The sequence below is a fragment of the Rhizobium leguminosarum bv. viciae USDA 2370 genome (assembly GCF_002008365.1).
Taxonomy (GTDB): domain Bacteria; phylum Pseudomonadota; class Alphaproteobacteria; order Rhizobiales; family Rhizobiaceae; genus Rhizobium; species Rhizobium leguminosarum.
Map to the genome: position 1 here is coordinate 786597 of NZ_MRDL01000051.1, position 17906 is coordinate 804502.

Annotated in this window: 13 protein-coding genes; 3 read left to right on the top strand and 10 right to left on the bottom strand. The window is 62.5% G+C overall.

Annotation, left to right across the window (positions count from 1 at the left end; all coding sequences use genetic code 11):
* The first annotated feature begins 78 nt into the window (after window positions 1–78).
* Entirely contained in the window at window positions 79–1881 is a 1803-nt protein-coding gene (locus BS629_RS30595; protein WP_018242005.1) for an extracellular solute-binding protein, read from the top strand.
* Between the two features lie 66 nt (window positions 1882–1947).
* Window positions 1948–2619, top strand: coding sequence for a DsbA family oxidoreductase (locus tag BS629_RS30600; protein ID WP_018242004.1), 672 nt, complete (start codon window positions 1948–1950; stop codon window positions 2617–2619).
* Window positions 2620–2636: 17 nt separating this feature from the next.
* Here BS629_RS30600 and BS629_RS30605 read toward each other — a convergent pair whose 3' ends face one another.
* The 3 genes from BS629_RS30605 to BS629_RS30615 all read right to left on the bottom strand — a co-directional run bounded on the left by BS629_RS30605 (window position 2637) and on the right by BS629_RS30615 (window position 6997).
* Window positions 2637–3104 carry an OsmC family protein gene (locus tag BS629_RS30605; RefSeq protein ID WP_018242003.1) on the bottom strand — a complete coding sequence of 156 codons (468 nt, stop codon included), beginning with the start codon at window positions 3102–3104 and terminating at the stop codon, window positions 2637–2639.
* A gap of 87 nt (window positions 3105–3191) precedes the next feature.
* Window positions 3192–6695, bottom strand: coding sequence for a transcription-repair coupling factor (mfd, locus tag BS629_RS30610; protein ID WP_018242002.1), 3504 nt, complete (start codon window positions 6693–6695; stop codon window positions 3192–3194).
* On the bottom strand, window positions 6692–6997 hold the full coding sequence (locus BS629_RS30615; RefSeq protein WP_018242001.1) for an FAD assembly factor SdhE: 306 nt from the start codon (window positions 6995–6997) through the stop codon (window positions 6692–6694). The genes mfd and BS629_RS30615 overlap by 4 nt, the downstream gene beginning before the upstream one ends.
* A 92-nt stretch (window positions 6998–7089) precedes the next feature.
* On the opposite strand from BS629_RS30615, the gene recG reads away from it, so the two are divergent.
* On the top strand, window positions 7090–9195 hold the full coding sequence (gene recG, locus BS629_RS30620; RefSeq protein ID WP_018516381.1) for an ATP-dependent DNA helicase RecG: 2106 nt from the start codon (window positions 7090–7092) through the stop codon (window positions 9193–9195).
* Window positions 9196–9276: 81 nt separating this feature from the next.
* On the opposite strand, the gene BS629_RS30625 is transcribed toward recG, so the two are convergent.
* From BS629_RS30625 to ytfR, 7 genes are all read right to left on the bottom strand, one after another.
* Window positions 9277–9984 (bottom strand): DUF502 domain-containing protein, encoded by a 708-nt coding sequence (locus tag BS629_RS30625; protein ID WP_018241999.1) that lies wholly within the window; start codon window positions 9982–9984, stop codon window positions 9277–9279.
* Window positions 9985–10119: 135 nt separating this feature from the next.
* A complete protein-coding gene (gene glmS, locus BS629_RS30630) occupies window positions 10120–11946 on the bottom strand; it encodes a glutamine--fructose-6-phosphate transaminase (isomerizing) (protein ID WP_018241998.1) in 1827 nt (608 codons plus the stop codon).
* A gap of 109 nt (window positions 11947–12055) precedes the next feature.
* Complete coding sequence (gene glmU, locus BS629_RS30635; RefSeq protein WP_018241997.1) at window positions 12056–13417, bottom strand: bifunctional UDP-N-acetylglucosamine diphosphorylase/glucosamine-1-phosphate N-acetyltransferase GlmU; 1362 nt, start codon at window positions 13415–13417, stop codon at window positions 12056–12058.
* A gap of 164 nt (window positions 13418–13581) precedes the next feature.
* Window positions 13582–14367: a FadR/GntR family transcriptional regulator gene (locus BS629_RS30640; RefSeq protein WP_018241996.1), complete on the bottom strand. Its 786-nt coding sequence runs from the start codon at window positions 14365–14367 to the stop codon at window positions 13582–13584.
* A gap of 16 nt (window positions 14368–14383) precedes the next feature.
* A complete protein-coding gene (yjfF, locus tag BS629_RS30645; RefSeq protein WP_018241995.1) occupies window positions 14384–15352 on the bottom strand; it encodes a galactofuranose ABC transporter, permease protein YjfF in 969 nt (322 codons plus the stop codon).
* Window positions 15349–16362: an ABC transporter permease gene (locus tag BS629_RS30650; protein ID WP_018241994.1), complete on the bottom strand. Its 1014-nt coding sequence runs from the start codon at window positions 16360–16362 to the stop codon at window positions 15349–15351. Before BS629_RS30650 ends, yjfF begins: the two co-directional genes overlap by 4 nt.
* The gene (ytfR, locus tag BS629_RS30655; protein WP_077988718.1) at window positions 16359–17882 is read right to left on the bottom strand and encodes a galactofuranose ABC transporter, ATP-binding protein YtfR; all 1524 of its coding nucleotides are present in this window, start codon (window positions 17880–17882) and stop codon (window positions 16359–16361) included. The genes BS629_RS30650 and ytfR overlap by 4 nt, the downstream gene beginning before the upstream one ends.
* Window positions 17883–17906 lie beyond the last annotated feature (24 nt).

The window sequence follows — 17906 nt, forward strand, 5'->3', positions numbered from 1 at the left end:
CTCCGTGTTGGAATCGGTCGACCCCATGATAATCTCCGCGGTGAATCATGCCCGTTTTCACGGATCAAGGATTGCCGAATGCTCCGGATCGTCGTCCCCCTCGTCCTCTCGCTGCTGTGCGGCACTGTCGCCGCCGAGCCGCTGCATGGCATTGCGATGCATGGCGAGCCGGCTTTGCCGGCCGATTACAAGCACTTCCCTTACGTCAATCCCGACGTCAAAAAGGGCGGCAAGATCACCTATGGCGTGGTCGGCACCTTCGACAGCCTCAATCCGTTCATCCTGAAGAGCATGCGCACGACGGCGCGCGGCATGTGGGATCCGGACTACGGCAATCTCGTCTACGAATCGCTGATGCAGCGCTCCAGGGACGAGCCCTTCACGCTCTACGGCCTGCTCGCCGAAACGGTCGAATGGGACGACAACCGGAGCTTCATTCAGTTCAACCTCAATCCAAAGGCGAAATGGGCCGACGGCCAGCCGGTGACGCCCGAGGATGTGATGTTCACCTTCGAGCTGATGCGCGACAAGGGCCGCGTGCCCTTCGCCAACCGCCTCAACGTCGTCGCCAAGATGGAAAAAGTCGGCGAGCGCAGCGTGCGCTTCACCTTCAACGAGAAGGCCGACCGGGAGACGCCGCTGATCTTCGGCCTGTTCCCGGTGCTGCCGAAACATGCGATCGACCCAGAGACCTTCGACCGTTCATCGCTGGCGCCGCCGGTCGGCTCCGGCCCCTACAAGGTGAAGACGGTGAAGCCCGGCGAGAGCATCACCTATGAGCGCGATCCGAACTACTGGGGCAAGGACATTCCCGCCAAGGTCGGCACCGACAATTACGACCAGATCACCGTCCAGTATTTCCTGCAGGATACGACCCTGTTCGAGGCCTTCAAGAAGGGCGATGTCGACATTTATCCCGACGGCAATCCCGGTCATTGGGCCAATGCCTATAATTTCCCCGCCGTCACCTCGGGGGCTGTGGTCAAGGACGTGTTCACGCCGAAACTGCCGAGCGGCATGCTCGGCTTCGTGTTCAACACGCGCCGACCGATCTTTGCCGATCCCAAGGTGCGCGAAGGCCTGTCGCTGGTGTTCGATTTCGAATGGGCCAACAAGAACCTCTATTCCGGCGCCTACAAACGCACCCAGAGCTTCTGGCAGAATTCCGAGCTGTCAAGTTTCGGGGTTCCCGCCAATGCGGCCGAGCTTGCCCTGCTCGGGCCGATCAAGGACAAAATTGCGCCGGAGATTCTCGACGGCACCTACAAGCTGCCGGTCACCGACGGCTCCGGCCGCGACCGCAATGTGCTGAAACAGGCCGTCGAGCAGCTGAAACAGGGCGGCTATACGATCCAGGGCGGAAAGATGCTCGATGCCTCCGGCCGCCAGCTCGCCTTCGAGATCATGACGCAGAATGCCGACCAGGAGAAGCTCGCTGTCGCCTATCAGCGTTCGCTGCAGACGATCGGCATCGCCGCTTCGATCCGCACTGTCGACGATTCGCAGTATCAGAGCCGGACGAACAGCTTCGACTTCGACATGATCATGAAGTCCTACACGTCCTCGCTATCACCTGGAAACGAACAGCTCGGCCGCTGGTCTTCGGCCGCGAAGACCCGCGAGGGCAGCGACAGCTTCGCCGGCGCTGCGGATCCCGATCTCGATGCGTTGATCGATCACCTGCTCCGGGCGCGCTCGGCCGAGGATTTCACCGCGGCGGTGCGCTCCTACGACCGGCTGCTGCTGTCCAGCCATTACGTGCTGCCGCTCTATCATATGGGGCAGCAATGGGTGGCGCGCAGCAAACGCATCGGCCATCCCGATACGGTGCCGCTCTACGGCTACCAACTGCCGCTCTGGTGGGATACGAGCGCCCAATAAGAAGCAGCCGGACCGCTCCGGCTTGAATGTCTCCCTTGGGAGACGCACAGAATAAGGAAAATCATCATGGAGCGTATCACCATCGACGTCGTCTCGGATGTCGTCTGCCCCTGGTGCTATCTCGGCAAGGCGCGGCTGGAGCTCGCCATCGCCGAGGTGCAAGACCAAATCGGCGTCGACATCAACTGGCGGCCGTACCGGCTCAATCCCGACTATCCCAAGGAAGGCGTCGACCAGAAGAAGGCGCTGGCTGAGAAGCTCGGCGGCGAGGAGCGCGTGGCGCAGGCGCACAAGATGCTCTCCGATTACGGCCGCGAGGTCGGCATCGCCTTCGATTTCGAGGCGATCAAGATCGGCCCTAACACGCTCGATGCGCATCGGCTAATCCACTGGGCGATGATCGAAGGCCGTGAGAAGCAGGACAAGGTCGTTGCCGCGCTGTTCAAGGCGAATTTCGAGGAAGGCCGCAATGTCGGCGACCATGCGGTGCTGCTCGATATCGCCGAGAAGGCCGGCCTCAACCGTTCGGTCATCGCCTCGCTGCTTGCTTCCGAAGCCGATCGCGATCTGATCGTCGCCGAGATCAAGGCAGCGCAGGAGATGGGCGTCAACGGCGTGCCATTCTTCATCTTCGACCAGCAATATGCCGTCAGCGGTGCACAGACGCCTGACGTCCTGGCGAACGCGCTGCGCGATATCGCCAAGGCGAAAGCCGAGGCACGATCAGGCCTCAACTGACGTCGACGGCCCCAGCTCTAGCCCAGAACCGGAACGCAGCGCACCTCGGTCTTCACCGAATTAGCGATGAAACATTCGTCGTGGGCGCGATGGTGCAAGCTTTCCAACTCGCTGAGCGAGGGCTGCTTTTCGCCGCTGAAGACGACATGCGGACGGAGGGTCACGACGGTCATGGCAAGACGGCCTTCGGCATTCTTCTCCATGATGCCCTCGGCAGCATCGGTATAGCTGTCGACGCAAAATCGCTGTTTGGCGGCGATCGATAGGAACCAGAGCATGTGGCAGCTGGAGAGCGAGGCGACGAAGGCCTCTTCCGGATCGACGGCATCCTCAGCCGAATAGGGCAGCGGAACGACATGCGAGGACGAGGATGCCTTCACCTCGATGCCGCCGTCGAAGGTCCAGCGGTGGGCACGGCTGTAGCGGTTGTCGGTGAAGGTTTCGCCGTTCCGCTGCCAGGCGATCGTTGCGCCGTATGTTCCCATCTCTATCTCCCTTTTTCACGCAATTCCTGGCAAAATCGCTTCGCGCTTTGCCCAGCAAAACCGCGGCACAGTTTTGCTGGAATTGCTCTATTTCGCCAGTTCCGCCAGTTGCGTCATGATAACAGCTGCGCCCTGCAGGCGTTTTTCCGGCGTCGGCAGGTCGCGGGTCAAGAACAGGCTGTGATCGGGGCGGATCTTCGCCATCGTGCCCTGCTTGCCGATATAACCTACGAGGTTTGCCGGGTTGGGGAATTCCTTGTTGCGGAACTGCACGACGACGCCCTTCGGGCCGGCATCGAGCTTTTCGACATTGGCGGTGCGGCAGAGCGATTTGATGTAGACGATCTTCAACAGATGCTGGACTTCGATCGGCATCGGGCCGAATCGGTCGATCATCTCGGCGCCGAAGCCATCGATCTCCTTGAGCTCGGTGATTTCGCCGAGACGGCGATAGAGCGCCATGCGCAGGTGCAGGTCGGGCACGTAGCCTTCCGGGATCATCACCGTCGTGCCGACCGAGATCTGCGGCGACCAGCCGGTGTCGTGGATCTCGTCGACACCCTTGACCTCGGCAACCGCCTCTTCCAGCATCTGCTGGTAGAGCTCGAAACCGACCTCCTTGATGTGGCCGGACTGCTCCTCGCCGAGCAGATTGCCGGCGCCGCGGATATCGAGATCGTGGCTTGCCAGCTGGAAACCGGCGCCGAGCGTATCTAGCGACTGCAGCACCTTGAGGCGGCGTTCGGCGGTGGCCGTCAGCACCTTGTTGACCGGCAGGGTGAAGAGGGCGAAAGCGCGTACCTTCGAGCGGCCGACGCGGCCGCGCAGCTGATAGAGCTGGGCAAGGCCGAACATGTCGGCGCGGTGGACGATCAGCGTATTGGCCGTGGGCACATCGAGGCCGGATTCGACGATGGTGGTGGACAACAGCACGTCGTAACGGCCTTCATAAAAGGCGTTCATGATGTCTTCGAGTTCGCCGGCCGGCATCTGGCCATGGGCGATGGCAACCTTCAACTCCGGCACGTCCGATTGCAGGAAGGCATGCACGTCCTCGAGGTCGGCAAGCCTAGGGCAGACATAGAAGCTTTGGCCGCCTCGATAATGCTCGCGCATCAACGTCTCGCGGATGACCAGGCTGTCGAAGGGCGAGATGAAGGTGCGCACCGCCATGCGGTCGACCGGCGGCGTGGTGATCAGCGACAGTTCGCGCACGCCGGTCATGGCAAGCTGCAGCGTGCGCGGGATCGGCGTTGCCGACAGCGTCAACACATGCACGTCGCTCTTCAGCTCCTTCAGCCGCTCCTTGTGCTTGACGCCGAAATGCTGCTCCTCATCGATGACGAGCAGACCGAGATTGGCGAATTTGATGCCAGCGCCGAGCAGCGCATGGGTGCCGACGACGATATCGGTCTTCCCCTCAGCCACTTCCTTCTTGGTCAACGCCAGCTCCTTGGCGCCCACAAGGCGCGAGGCCTGCTGGATGCGCACCGGCAGACCGCGGAAACGCTCGGAAAAGGTCTTGAAATGCTGGCGGGAAAGCAGCGTCGTCGGCACGACGACGGCGACCTGGGCACCGTTCATCGCCGCGACGAAGGCGGCGCGCAGCGCCACTTCGGTCTTGCCGAAACCGACGTCACCGCAGACCAGACGGTCCATCGGCCGGCCGGCGCCGAGATCGGAGCGCACCGCCTCGATGGCGTTATCCTGGTCCTCGGTCTCGTCATAGGGGAAGCGGGCGGCGAATTCGTCGTAAAGGCCTTCAGGCGTCGTCAGCATCGGCGCATGGCGCGTCAGGCGCTCGGCGGCGATTCGGATCAGCGCATCGGCCATGTCGAGCAGGCGTTTCTTGAGCTTGGCCTTGCGCATCTGCCAGGCGCCGCCACCGAGCTTGTCGAGTTGGGCTTCGGTGCCCTCGCCGCCATAGCGCGAGAGAAGATCGATGTTTTCGACCGGCAGGAAAAGCTTGGCCTCGTCGGCATATTGCAGTTCGAGGCAGGCATGCGGAGCACCAGCGGCCTCGATGGTCCTCAGCCCTATAAAGCGGCCGATGCCATGTTCGGCGTGGACGACGATCGAGCCCTCGTCGAGGCCCGCGACTTCCGAGATGAAATCGGCTGCGCGCTTGCGGCGCTTGGAGCGGCGCACCATGCGGTCGCCGAGGATGTCCTGCTCGCCGATGACGACGAGGTCGCCGGCCTCGAAGCCGGCTTCGAGACTGAGCACGGCAGCGGCCGCCTCGCCTCTCGCCAGCGAACCGACATCCTTCAGCGCCTCGATCGGCTTGACCTTTTCCAGGCCGTGCTCGTTCAGCACCTGCAGCAGCCGCTCCAGCGAGCCTTCGGTCCAGGCGGTGACCAGCACTTTCGCGCCGGCGGCACGGCGATCGGCAATATGCTTGACGACGACGTCGAAGATGTTGATGCGTTCGGCATCGCCGCCGCCTTCGGCGTTCGAACGCGCCCAGCGCTGGCCCTGGCGGGCGTCGACATTGACGACCCGCCGCGCCTCACCCTCATGTTCATTGAAGGGGCTGATACGGATCGCGCCGAGCGCGTCCAGGGTTTTGACGAAAAGCTTGCTGTCGAGATAGAGCTGGCCCGGCGTCACCGGCTTGTAAGGCGTGCCCTGCGTCATCTGGCCCTTGGTCGGCTGGCCGGAATTCAGGCGGGCGTCGTAATAATCGAAAACGAGCTTGGAGCGCTCTTCTGCTGCCTCACGCACCGTATGGTCGATGACGATCCGGAAGCCGCTGAGATAGTCGAAGACGGTATCGAGCTTCTCGTAGAAAAGCGGCAGCCAATGCTCCATGCCGGGGTAACGGCGGCCTTCGGAGACGGCGAGATAGAGCGCGTCGTCGCGTGTGGTCGCACCGAAGGCGGAGAGGTAATTCTTGCGGAAGCGGCTGATCGTATCCGGCGTCAGCGTCACTTCGCTCATCGGGTTGAGATCGAGGGATCGCACCTGCCCGGTCGTACGCTGGCTGGCCGGATCGAAGCTGCGGATGCTTTCCAGCGTATCGCCAAAGAAATCGAGGCGGACCGGCTCTTCGGAACCCGGCACGAAGACGTCGAGAATGCCACCGCGCACGGCATATTCACCGACCTCGCGAACGGTCGCGACCCGCTCGAAGCCATTGCGCTCCAGGCGACCGGCGAGATCGTCCATGCGCAGCTGGTTGCCGGGACGAGCCGAAAAAGTCAGGCTTTCGATGACATCCTGCGGCGCCACCTTCTGCAGCATGGCATTGGCGGTGACGAGCACGATTGCCGCGTGCGGCTTCTTGCGATGGGCGATGAGGCCGCCGAGTGCGGCAAGCCGGCGGGCCGAGGTGTCGGCACTCGGCGAGACGCGGTCATAGGGCAGACAGTCCCAGGCCGGCAGGGTGAGAACCGGAATGTCGGGGGCGACAAAGCCCAGCATCTGTTCCAGATCGGCCATGCGGTGGCCGTCGGACATGACATAGGCGACCGGCTCTCCCGTTCGGGCGAGCTCGGCGAGCAGCAGCGTCTCCAGACCTGCCGGCACATTGCCGATCGTCAGCGGCTCGGCAATGGCCGCAAGCTTCTTCGCATCGAAACCAGGGATCATTCCGGCGTCCTGAGGGGCTTGTCGAAATCGGGCTTGTAGGCGGCGATGCGGGCAAACATCGGTGTCTGGAAACGCTCAGGCACCGGCCATGTTCCCATGATCCAGCGGACGAGATCATTGTCCTCTTCCGCCATGATCGTCTCGAACTCGTCGAGCTCGGCTTCCGACAGATTCGCGACCTCGGCTTCGGCGAACTGGCCGAAGACCAGATCCATCTCGCGAATGCCGCGATGCCAGCAGCGGAAAAGGATTCTGCGGCGGCGCGGGTCAAGACCGGCACTCGTGAGCGTGACACCTGTCATGGCATTACCTTCCTGTTGATGCGCCTCTATAGACCCTGGAAAGCGGCTTGTCAGCCTTGCCAAGGCCGCATTGTTCATCGCATTTTGGCCACATGCGCCCCGCCATTCTCGATCCTCTGTTTTCCCCCATTTCGGGCCTTCCGGGCGTCGGCCCGAAGATCGCCGACCTGCTGGTCAAGCTGCTCGGGCGCGAGACGCTGGAAGATTGCCGGGTCATCGACCTGCTCTTCCACGCGCCCTTTTCGCTGATCGACCGGCGCAACCAGCCTGGAATCGCGCGCGCGCCGCAGGGCGCGATCGTGACGATCACGGCGCGCGTCGACCGGCACCAGCTGCCGCCGCGCGGCAAAAGCAACATTCCCTATCGCGTCTTCCTGCATGACGAGACCGGCGAGCTGACGCTGGTCTTCTTCCGCGGACAGGCGGCGTGGCTGGAAAAACAGCTGCCTGTTGACGCGGAGGTGACGGTCAGCGGCAAGATCGACTGGTTCAACGGCCGCGCCTCGATGGTGCATCCCGATTATATCGTCAGGGCGGACGAGACGGAGAGCCTGCCGCTGGTCGAGCCGATCTATTCGCTGACGGCGGGGCTCTCGCCGAAGACGCTGCGCAAGATCATCGACGCCGGCCTGCCGCGTTTTCCCGAGCTGCCGGAATGGATCGACCTGGCCTTGACTGAGAAACAGGGCCTGCCGTCGATCCGCGACAGTTTCCACATGCTGCACGAGCCGCGCGACCCTACCGATATCGACCCGCAGGCCCCTGCCCGGCGGCGGCTTGCCTATGACGAGTTCCTCGCCGGACAGCTGTCACTGAGCCTGGTGCGGCAGAGGCTGCGCAAGGTGGCGGGCCAGCCGGTGCATGCGACCGGCGCCATCAGCAGCAAGATCCTGAAGGCCTTGCCCTTCTCGCTCACGTCAAGCCAGAACGAGGCGATCGCCGAGGTTTTGAAGGATATGGCCGGCAACGAGCGCATGCTGCGGCTGCTGCAGGGCGATGTCGGTTCCGGCAAGACGCTGGTGGCGCTGATGGCGATGGCGGCGGTGATCGAGAGCGGCGGCCAGGCCGTGCTGATGGCGCCGACCGAAATCCTGGCGCGGCAGCACCACGCGACGATCTCGAAATTCGCCGCCGCCGCCGGACTCAGCATCGAGGTGCTGACCGGGCGCACCAAGGGACGCGAGCGGGAGGAAATCCTGGAGCGCATCGCCTCGGGTGCTGCCCAGATCATCATCGGCACGCATGCGCTGTTCCAGGACAGCGTCGCCTACGCCAATCTGATGCTTGCCGTCGTCGACGAGCAGCACCGTTTCGGCGTGCATCAGCGCCTGCGGCTGACCGCCAAGGGCCTCTCGCCGCATATGCTTGTCATGACGGCGACGCCGATCCCGCGCACGCTGGTGCTCGCCGCCTTCGGCGATATGGACGTCTCCAAACTCACCGAAAAACCGGCCGGCCGCAAACCGATCCAGACGATCACCGTGCCGATGGAACGGACCGGCGAAATCGTCGGCCGACTGCAAAGCGCGATTGCCGAGGGCAAGAAGGCCTACTGGATCTGCCCGCTGGTCGAGGAGTCCGAGGAGCTCGACCTGATGTCGGCCGAGGAACGGCACGCGACGCTGGTCTCGGCACTCGGCCCGGATGTCGGCCTCATCCACGGCCGCATGAGCGGGCCGGAGAAGGACGCGGCGATGATGGCGTTCAAGAACGGCGAGACCCGGCTGCTCGTCGCCACCACCGTCGTCGAGGTCGGTGTCGACGTGCCGGATGCGACGATCATGGTGATCGAACATGCCGAACGCTTCGGCCTGGCGCAATTGCATCAGCTGCGCGGCCGCGTCGGGCGCGGCGACGAGGCCTCGACCTGCATCCTGCTCTACAAGGGACCACTCGGCGAGACCGGCCATGCCAGGCTTTCGATCATGCGGGAGACGGAAGACGGTTTCCGCATCGCCGAGGAGGACCTGAAGCTGCGCGGTGAAGGCGAATTGCTCGGCACGAGGCAATCGGGCACGCCGGGTTTCCGCATCGCCAGTCTCGAGGCGCATGCCGACCTGTTGGAGATCGCCCGCAAGGATGCCGCCTACCTCATCGAGCGCGATCCGGAGCTGACCACGGAGAGAGGAACGGCGATCCGCACCCTGCTCTATCTTTTCCGCCGCGACGAGGCGATCCGTTTTCTCAGGGCTGGATAAAGCGCGCCGCGGCGCGCTTTAAGTCTTTGTTCTATGCATGTCGTTAACTCAAAACCGCTGAACACTTTTGGGCGACATGCATCAATCCGCTTTGGAAACCGCCACCGGCTTCGGCCGCGGCAAATGCTTCTGCTTGGGATCGGCCGGCTTGTGTTCGGGCGCCACAAGCCCGCCTGAAATCAGGTACTTGGCGGCGTCTTCCGGCGACATATCGAGCATGACGATCTTCTCGCGCGGCACGAAGATGAGGAAGCCGGCTGTCGGCACCGGCGTCGGCGGCAGGAAGACGGCGACCATATCCTGGCCCATGGCATTGAACTTCGAAGCGATTTCGCCCTTGGCGTCGGTGGCGATGAAGATCAGTGCCCAGAGGCCGGGACCCGGATACTCGATGAGGCCGACCTTCTTGAAGGAGTTCGCCTGTTCCTTCAGCACGGTTTCGAAAATCTGCTTCACGCTTCTGTAGATCGTGCGCACCAGCGGCATGCGTTGAACGATCGATTCGCCGAACCGGACGATGCTCTGGCCGATGAGGTTCTTGCCGAGGAAGCCGACGACGGTGATCAGGATAACGGCGGTCAGCAGACCGAAACCGGGAATGGCGAAATTGAGATAGCTTTCCGGATTCCAGCGCGCCGGAATATAAGGCCGGACCCAGCTGTCCGACCAATGGATGAAGGTCCAGGTCAGCCAGATGGTGATCGCGATCGGCGCGCAGATGATCAGCCCTGCGAGAAAATTATTCCTCAGCCGGGTCGCGACCGGCATTCTGGGGGTGTTGTCGGTCATCGTTTCCTGATGATCTCCATCTCAGTCGTGGACAGGCCGGTACGCCGGCCCTTCCCCCTTGTCCGTAGACCAAAACTGCCAGAATTCGGCGCGCCGCACAATATGTTTCGGCGCGACGGTCCCGGCCCTACAGGCTTATTCCACGGTCACGGATTTCGCCAGGTTGCGCGGCTGGTCGACATCCGTGCCCATGAAGACGGCAGTGTGATAGGCGAGCAGCTGGATCGGCAGCGAGAAGATCATCGGCGCGATAATTTCGTCGACCACAGGCAGGGTGATCGTCGCCATGGTCGGCAGTTTCGAGGCGGCCGCGCCGGCCTCGTCGGTGATGAAGATGATGCGGCCGCCGCGGGCTGCGACCTCCTGCATGTTCGAGACGGTCTTTTCGAAGAAACGGTCGTAAGGGGCGATGACGATGACAGGCATGTTCTCGTCGATCAGCGCGATCGGTCCGTGCTTCAATTCGCCGGCAGCATAACCCTCGGCATGGATATAGGAGATTTCCTTGAGCTTCAGGGCGCCTTCCATGGCGAGCGGGAAGCTGGTGCCGCGGCCGAGATAGAGCACGTCCTTGCACTTCGACAGCTCGCGCGACAGGCTTTCCATCTGCGGCTGGATAAGGTTCAGCACCCGGCTCATGATGCGCGGCATTTCGGCGAGATGGCGCACCAGCGCCCTCTCCTCGTCAGCACTCACCGTGCCGCGCGCCTTGCCGGCGCCGATTGCCAGCGCTGCCAGCACGGCAAGCTGGCAGGTGAAGGCCTTGGTCGAGGCAACGCCGATTTCGGGGCCGGCCATGATCGGGAAGACGGCGTCGGATTCGCGCGCGATCGTCGATTCGCGGACATTGACGACCGCGCCGATCTTCAACCCGTTATCGCGGCAATAGCGCAGCGATGCCAGCGTATCGGCGGTCTCGCCGGACTGCGAGATGAAGAGTGCTGCCTGCGACGGCGACAGCGGCATTTCGCGGTAGCGAAACTCGGAGGCGACGTCGATCTCAACAGGCAGGCGGGCATAACGCTCGAACCAGTATTTGCCGACGAGGCCGGCGAGATAGGCCGTGCCGCAGGCCGAGATCGCAAGTCCGGTTGACGCGTTGAAGTCGATCGCGGCGGCATTGGCGCCGATCGTGTTCTCGGCGAAATCGACATAGTGGCTGAGCGCATGGGAGATGACCTCCGGCTGCTCGTAGATTTCCTTTTCCATGAAATGGCGGTGGTTGCCCTTGTCGACGACATAGGCGGTCGCTTGCGAGATCTGGCGGGCGCGCTTGACCGGCTTGCCGGCGAAATCGAGCACTGCGACACCGTCCCGGGTGAGAACGGCGAAATCGCCGTCGACGAGATAGGTGATCTCGTTGGTGAAGGGCGAGAGCGCGATCGCGTCCGAGCCGAGGAACATCTCGCCGCGGCCATAGCCGACGGCAAGCGGCGGTCCGGAACGGGCGGCCATGATCGTGCCGGGATGAGCCTTGAGCATAACAGCCAGCGCATAGGCGCCGGTCACCCGGTTCAGCATCTTCAGCATGGCGTCGCGCGGCTCGAGGCCTTCGCGCAAATATTTCGCCAGCAGATGGGCGACCACCTCGGTGTCGGTCTGGGTTTGGAAGACCGAACCCTCCTCGGTCAATTCGTCGCGAAGCTCGGAGAAGTTCTCGATGATGCCGTTATGGACGACGGCGACGCCTTCGACGAAATGCGGATGGGCATTGGTCTCGTTGGGAACACCGTGGGTCGCCCAGCGCGTGTGGGCGATGCCGACGATGCCGGGCAGCGGTTCGCTGTCGAGGCGCTTTTCCAGATTGAACAGCTTGCCCTCGGCGCGGCGGCGATCCATCACGCCGTCATGAATGGTGGCGACACCGGCGGAATCGTAACCACGATATTCGAGACGCTTCAGCGCATCGACCAGGCGCCCAGCAACAGGCGCAGTTCCGACGATCCCCACAATGCCGCACATATAGTATCCCCATGAAGGCTTCGATGACGAGGCCAGTCCTAACGATTCCTGCTTATTTCTCAATCACCTCGGCGGTCACTTTGAATTTCCGCCGGTTACGCAAGGCCGGTCAGGCTTTCGCCTTCTTCGCCGCCTTGATGGCGAGCGCGCGTTCGCGCAGCGGCGTCGCGCGGCCGGGCTTGATCTCCTGTCGGGCTCGGCCGAGGGCCAGCGCGTCGGCCGGCACATTGACGGTGATGACACTGCCGGAGCCGATATAGGCGCCGTCGCCGATCGTCACCGGCGCGACCAGCGAGGAGTTGGAACCGATGAAGGCGTTTTCGCCGATCACCGTCTCGCTCTTGTTGACGCCGTCATAGTTGCAGGTGATCGTGCCGGCGCCAATATTGCTGCCGGCGCCGATGACGGCATCGCCGATGTAAGTCAGGTGGTTGACCTTGGCGCCCTCGCCCAGCCGGCCGTTCTTGACCTCGCAGAAATTGCCGACCTTCGCGCCGTTGGCGAGATCGGCACCTGGCCGCAGCCGGGCGAAGGGGCCGACGGTCGCACCTTGGCTGACATGGGCGCCTTCGATATGCGAGAAAGCATGAATGACGGCGCCGCTGTCGATCACCGCGCCGGGACCGAAGACGACGTTCGGCTCGATCAGCGCATCCTGGCCGATGACGGTATCGTAGGACAGAACAACCGTTTCCGGCGCGATCATGGTGACGCCGGCCAGCATCATCTCGTGGCGGCGGCGCTCCTGCCAGAAACGCTCGATGACGGCGAGTTCGGCACGGGTGTTGCAGCCGGTCATCTCGATCTCGGGAGCATCGACCGCGGTGACGCGTCCGCCGAGCGAACGAGCGATCTCGACGAGATCGGTCAGATAAAATTCACCCTTGGCATTGGCATTGCCGATACGCGCGAGAAGATCGAGCGCCTTTCTGCCGTTGATCGCCATCAGCCCGCTGTTGCACCAGGTGACGGTGCGCTCGGCATCGGTCGCGTCCTTCTCCTCGCGGATGGCGATGAGTTCGCCGTCCTTGACGAGCAGGCGGCCGTAGCCGGTCGGGCGGTCGGTGTGGAAGCCGATGACGACGACATCGCTGCCATCGGCAAGGCCCTGGCGGGCGGCTTTGAGCGGCCCGTCGGTCTGGAGCGGCACGTCGCCATAGGTGACGAGGATATCGTCGTAACCCTTGGCGATCGCTTCGCGCGCCGCCAGCACCGCGTGGCCGGTGCCGAGGCGTTCCTTCTGCAGATAGGATTCGATGCCGACGCCGTCGATGCTTGCCGCCTTCGCCACGTCCTCGGCGTCGCGGCCGACGACAAGGGCGACGGACGAGATGCCGGCGGAGGCGACCGCCTCGACCACATGGGCGATCATTGGCCGTCCGGCGACCGGATGCAGCACCTTCGATTTCGAGGATTTCATCCGCGTGCTGTCACCGGCGGCAAGGATGACGGCAAGACAAGTGCGTTCCATGATTTGCTCCGCGAATCCGCGCCATGAGGCGGCTTTATCGCCTCATACTGCAAAATTCCCTAAATCGGAATCGATTTAAGGATAAATTATGCAGCCATTCAAAGTGCTGCAGCGTCCTTTGCGGCTCTCGAAAAGACGCGCGGCGCTATCGATAAGCAAAGCCTTCACAAAGGTGAAATTGCGGCCGAAATCGGCCCTGTGACGGCGTCGGAACCGCGGGCCACGAAGGCCTCGTGCACATGAACGCGGCCATCCAGGATGACGTCCTCCATCGCGCGGCGCGCGGCGGCGTTATCGCCGGAAACGATCGCATCGACGATGCGCATATGGGTGTCGGCGATATTGGCGAAGCCGTTTTCGGTTGGCGGCGTGCTTATGCGGAACATGCCGACGAGAGCCGCTTCGATGAGGCTGCCGAGCGTCCGCATGAAGGGATTGTGCGAGGCTTCGGCGATCGCCAGGTGAAAACGAAGGTCGGCGAGTGCGAGGCTGTCGGCTGTATGACCGGCCGCGGCCATCTCGAGCGCCAGCCCGCGCAGCATCTCGATATCCTCGGCATTCGCCCGCTCGGCGACGAGACCGGCGGCGAAGGGTTCGAAGGCGAGGCGAATATCGTAGAGCTGCAGCAGAAACTCCTCCGTCACGCCGTTGTCGAAGTGCCAGGCGATGATCTCGCTGTCGAACATGTTCCAGAGGTTCTTCTCGGTCACACGCGTGCCGACCCGCGCCTTGGCGACGACCATGCCCTTGGCGGCAAGCGTCTTCATCGTCTCACGCAAGACGGTGCGGGACACTTTGAAACGCTGCGCCAGTTCCGTATCGCCAGGCAGGATCGAGCCAACGGGATAGGTGCCGGCGACGATCGCCTTGCCAAGTTCGTCGACGACCTGGGCGTGGCTCGTCCGGGTTCTGCGCCCCGTCTTGCGTGTCTCGTCCAATTTGTAGCGCAAGCGATCCGTCTCCCCCTCAGGCGTACCTCTTGTTCAGACTGGAAACGAACAGGATGGCTTTCTGCATCAGGATGAATGCAAATAGCAGAAGGCCAATCAGGATCTTGGTCCACCAGCTCGACAGCGTACCGTCGAAGGTGATGTAGGTCTGAATGAGCCCCTGGATCAGGATACCGATCAAGGTTCCCGCCACGAATCCCGCTCCTCCGGTCAGCAGCGTCCCTCCAATGACCACCGCCGCGATGGCATCGAGTTCGACGCCGACTGCTGCAAGAGAATATCCGGCAGAGGTGTACAGCGAAAAAACGATCCCGGATAGGCCTGCAAGAAAGCCCGACAGCGCATAGATCTGGATTGTCGTGCGTCCGACCGGCACGCCCATCAGCCGCGCCGTCTGCGTGCCGCCGCCGAGTGCATAGACGTTGGTGCCGAAGCGGGTGCGCTGGGCGATGAAGATGCCGACCGCAAAGACCAGAAGCATGATGCCGCCGATCAGCGTCAGCCGCCCGCCGCCGGGGAGACGGTAATAGAGGCTCGTCAGCGTCGAATAATATTCGTGATCGATCGGAATGCTGTCGATCGAGAGCACGAAGGCCATGCCGCGTGCCAGGAACATGCCGGCAAGCGTGACGATGAAGGCCGGCATTTCCAGATAGTGGATGATCGCGCCCATGATACCGCCAAAGGCAGTCGTGATGACGAGCACGATCGCAAAGGCGAGCAGCGGATGGATCGCGGTTTTCTGCAGGATCACCGCGAGCAACACGCCGGTAAAGGCAATGACCGAGCCGATCGACAGATCGATGCCGCCCGAAATGATGACGAAGGTCATGCCGACGGCGGCGATGCCGAGAAAGGCGTTGTCGGTCAAAAGATTGCCGATGACGCGCGTCGACAGAATGTTCGGATATTGCAGCGCGCATCCAGCATAGGCGAGCACGAAGATGACGATGGTCGCAAGCAGCGGCAGGTATTTGGAGTTCATTTCGGCTGCTCCCTTCCGCCCTGCCGGCGGCTGGCGAAGATGGCGAGCGATTGCACCGCAGGCGACTGGATGACGAGGATGACGATAATGATGACGGCCTTGATGATCAGGTTGAATTCAGGCGGGAAGCCGGCGGACAGGATGCCGGTATTCACCGCCTGGATGATCATCGCGCCGATCAGCGATCCGAGAATGCTGAAGCGACCGCCGAGCAGCGAATTGCCGCCGACGACGACGGCCAGGATCGCGTCGAGTTCCAGCCATAGGCCGGCATTGTTGGCATCCGCGCCCTTGATGTCGGCTGCGACGATGATGCCCGCAATCGAGGCACAGATCCCGCTCAGCATATAGACCGCCATCAGCAGCACCGGCGTTTGAATGCCGGAGAGCGTGCTGGCGCGGCGATTGATGCCAACGGCCTCGATCAGCATGCCGAGCGCCGTGCGGCGGACAAGCAGGATGACGAGCAGGCCGACGAGAAGCCAGATGACGACAGGCATCGGTAGAAGCAGCAGCGAACCGCTGCCGAAGAAGGTCAGCCCGTCATCGTTGAAGGTCAGGATGGCGCCTTCGGTGATCAGCTGGGCGATGCCGCGGCCGGCCACCATTAGCACCAGCGTGGCGATGATCGGCTGGATATTGAGGACTGCCACCAGGAACCCGTTCCAGACGCCGCAGGCAAGCCCAATCGCAAGTGTCAGGATAATGGTGTAGGCAACTGAATTTCCTGAAACAATCGACGATGCGGCGACGGCGCCGCAGATCGCGATGACCGCACCGACGGACAGGTCGATGCCCTTGGTGGCAATGACCAGCGTCATGCCGATCGCCAGCAGCGCCACCGGCGCGCCGCGGTTCAGCACATCGATCAGGCTGCCATAGAGCCGGCCATTCTGAACAACGACATTAAAAAACTGCGGTGACGTGATGAAATTCAACAAAAGAATGACAACGAGCGCAATCAATTGCGGCGCCAGGCGATATGCCAGCGCTTTCACGGAGGACCTCATGCATCCTCCATCTTGTGTTCGGCGGCGGCAATGGCTTCGACGATGCCGGCAGCGGTGATACGCTCGCCTGTCAGTTCAGCGATATGCTGTCTGTCGCGAAGTACGATGACACGTGAACTATAGGCGACAAGCTCTTCAAGTTCCGAGGAAATCACGATCAGCGACATGCCGCCGGCACAGAGCTCTTCGATGAGCCGGATGATCTCGGCATGGGCGCCGACATCGATGCCGCGGGTCGGCTCGTCGAGGATCAGAAACTTGGGATTGGTCGCCAGCCAGCGGGCGAGGATCGCCTTCTGCTGATTGCCGCCGGAGAGCAGCCGGATAGGCTTCTCGCGATCGGTGGTGCGGATATCGAGCGCCTTGATGTAGCGGTCGGCAAGCGTATTCTGTTCGGCGCGCGAGAGCGGCCGCGTCCAGCCGCGGCGAGCCTGCAGCGCAAGTGCGATGTTCTCCCTGATCGACAGGTCGCCGATGATGCCATCGGTTTTGCGGTCCTCGGGGCAGAAGCCGAAACCCTTTGCGATCGCGGCGCGCGGACTCGAAAGCGTGACCGGCTGGCCGTCGATCGTGGCGCTGCCGCTGTCGGCATGCTCGATGCCGAAAAGCAGTTCGGCGGTTTCGGTGCGGCCGGAGCCGAGCAAGCCGGCAACACCGACCACCTCTCCGGCGCGCACCTCAAGGTCGAATGGTTTGACCTTGCCGCGTTTGCCGTAGCCTGCGAAACGATATCGGACCTCGCCTGCCGCGAGGCTGTGTTGCTTGACCGTCTCCTCGACATGCGCCAGTTCGCGACCGAGCATCATGGCGATCAGGCCCTGGCGCGGCAGATCGGCGACCTCGCGGGTGCCGACGAGCTTGCCGTTGCGCAGCACGGTAATGCGGTCGCTGATCGCATAGACCTGCTCGAGAAAATGGGTGATGAAGACGATGCCCAGGCCGCGCTTCTTGAGGTCTTCGATGATGCGGAAGAGCAGCGCCACCTCCTGATTGTCGAGACTTGCAGTGGGCTCATCGAGGATCAGCACCTTGCCTGAAAGATCAACGGCACGGGCGATGGCAACCACCTGCTGGACGGCGACGGAGAAACGGCCAAGTTCGGCGGTGACGTCGATTTCGACGCCATAGCCGGCGAGCAGATCGCGTGCCTTGCGGTTCATCGAACGCACGTCGGTCATGCCGAACCGCCTTGGCTGGCGTCCGAGAAAGAGGTTTTCAGCGACGCTCAGATTGGAAAGGAGATTGACCTCCTGATAGACCGTGCCGATACCGAGCTTCTGGGCGGCGAGCGTATTGGCCGGATTGATTTCCTGGCCGTCCAGCGTCAGGCTGCCCTCGTCGCGATGATAGGCGCCGGTGATGCACTTGATCAGCGTCGACTTGCCGGCACCGTTTTCGCCCAGCAATGCGTGCACCTCGCCTCTGCGGAGCGTGAAATCGACCTTATCCAGCGCCACTGCGCCGGGAAAGAATTTCGATATTCCGGAGGCCGCGAGAACGTTCTCGAAATCGTGAATCATAAGGGTCTGTTTTCCTGATATTGA

Excerpts from the sequence above, each read along its gene's own strand:
- BS629_RS30600 (WP_018242004.1), top strand. The coding sequence starts at position 1,948 with ATGGAGCGTATCACCATCGACGTCGTCTCGGATGTCGTCTGCCCCTGG.
- BS629_RS30605 (WP_018242003.1), bottom strand. The coding sequence starts at position 3,104 with ATGGGAACATACGGCGCAACGATCGCCTGGCAGCGGAACGGCGAAACC.
- glmS (WP_018241998.1), bottom strand. The coding sequence starts at position 11,946 with ATGTGCGGCATTGTGGGGATCGTCGGAACTGCGCCTGTTGCTGGGCGC.
- ytfR (WP_077988718.1), bottom strand. The coding sequence starts at position 17,882 with ATGATTCACGATTTCGAGAACGTTCTCGCGGCCTCCGGAATATCGAAA.
- BS629_RS30595 (WP_018242005.1), top strand. The coding sequence starts at position 79 with ATGCTCCGGATCGTCGTCCCCCTCGTCCTCTCGCTGCTGTGCGGCACT.
- yjfF (WP_018241995.1), bottom strand. The coding sequence starts at position 15,352 with ATGAACTCCAAATACCTGCCGCTGCTTGCGACCATCGTCATCTTCGTG.
- BS629_RS30650 (WP_018241994.1), bottom strand. The coding sequence starts at position 16,362 with ATGAGGTCCTCCGTGAAAGCGCTGGCATATCGCCTGGCGCCGCAATTG.
- BS629_RS30625 (WP_018241999.1), bottom strand. The coding sequence starts at position 9,984 with ATGACCGACAACACCCCCAGAATGCCGGTCGCGACCCGGCTGAGGAAT.
- mfd (WP_018242002.1), bottom strand. The coding sequence starts at position 6,695 with ATGATCCCTGGTTTCGATGCGAAGAAGCTTGCGGCCATTGCCGAGCCG.
- recG (WP_018516381.1), top strand. The coding sequence starts at position 7,090 with ATGCGCCCCGCCATTCTCGATCCTCTGTTTTCCCCCATTTCGGGCCTT.
- glmU (WP_018241997.1), bottom strand. The coding sequence starts at position 13,417 with ATGGAACGCACTTGTCTTGCCGTCATCCTTGCCGCCGGTGACAGCACG.
- BS629_RS30615 (WP_018242001.1), bottom strand. The coding sequence starts at position 6,997 with ATGACAGGTGTCACGCTCACGAGTGCCGGTCTTGACCCGCGCCGCCGC.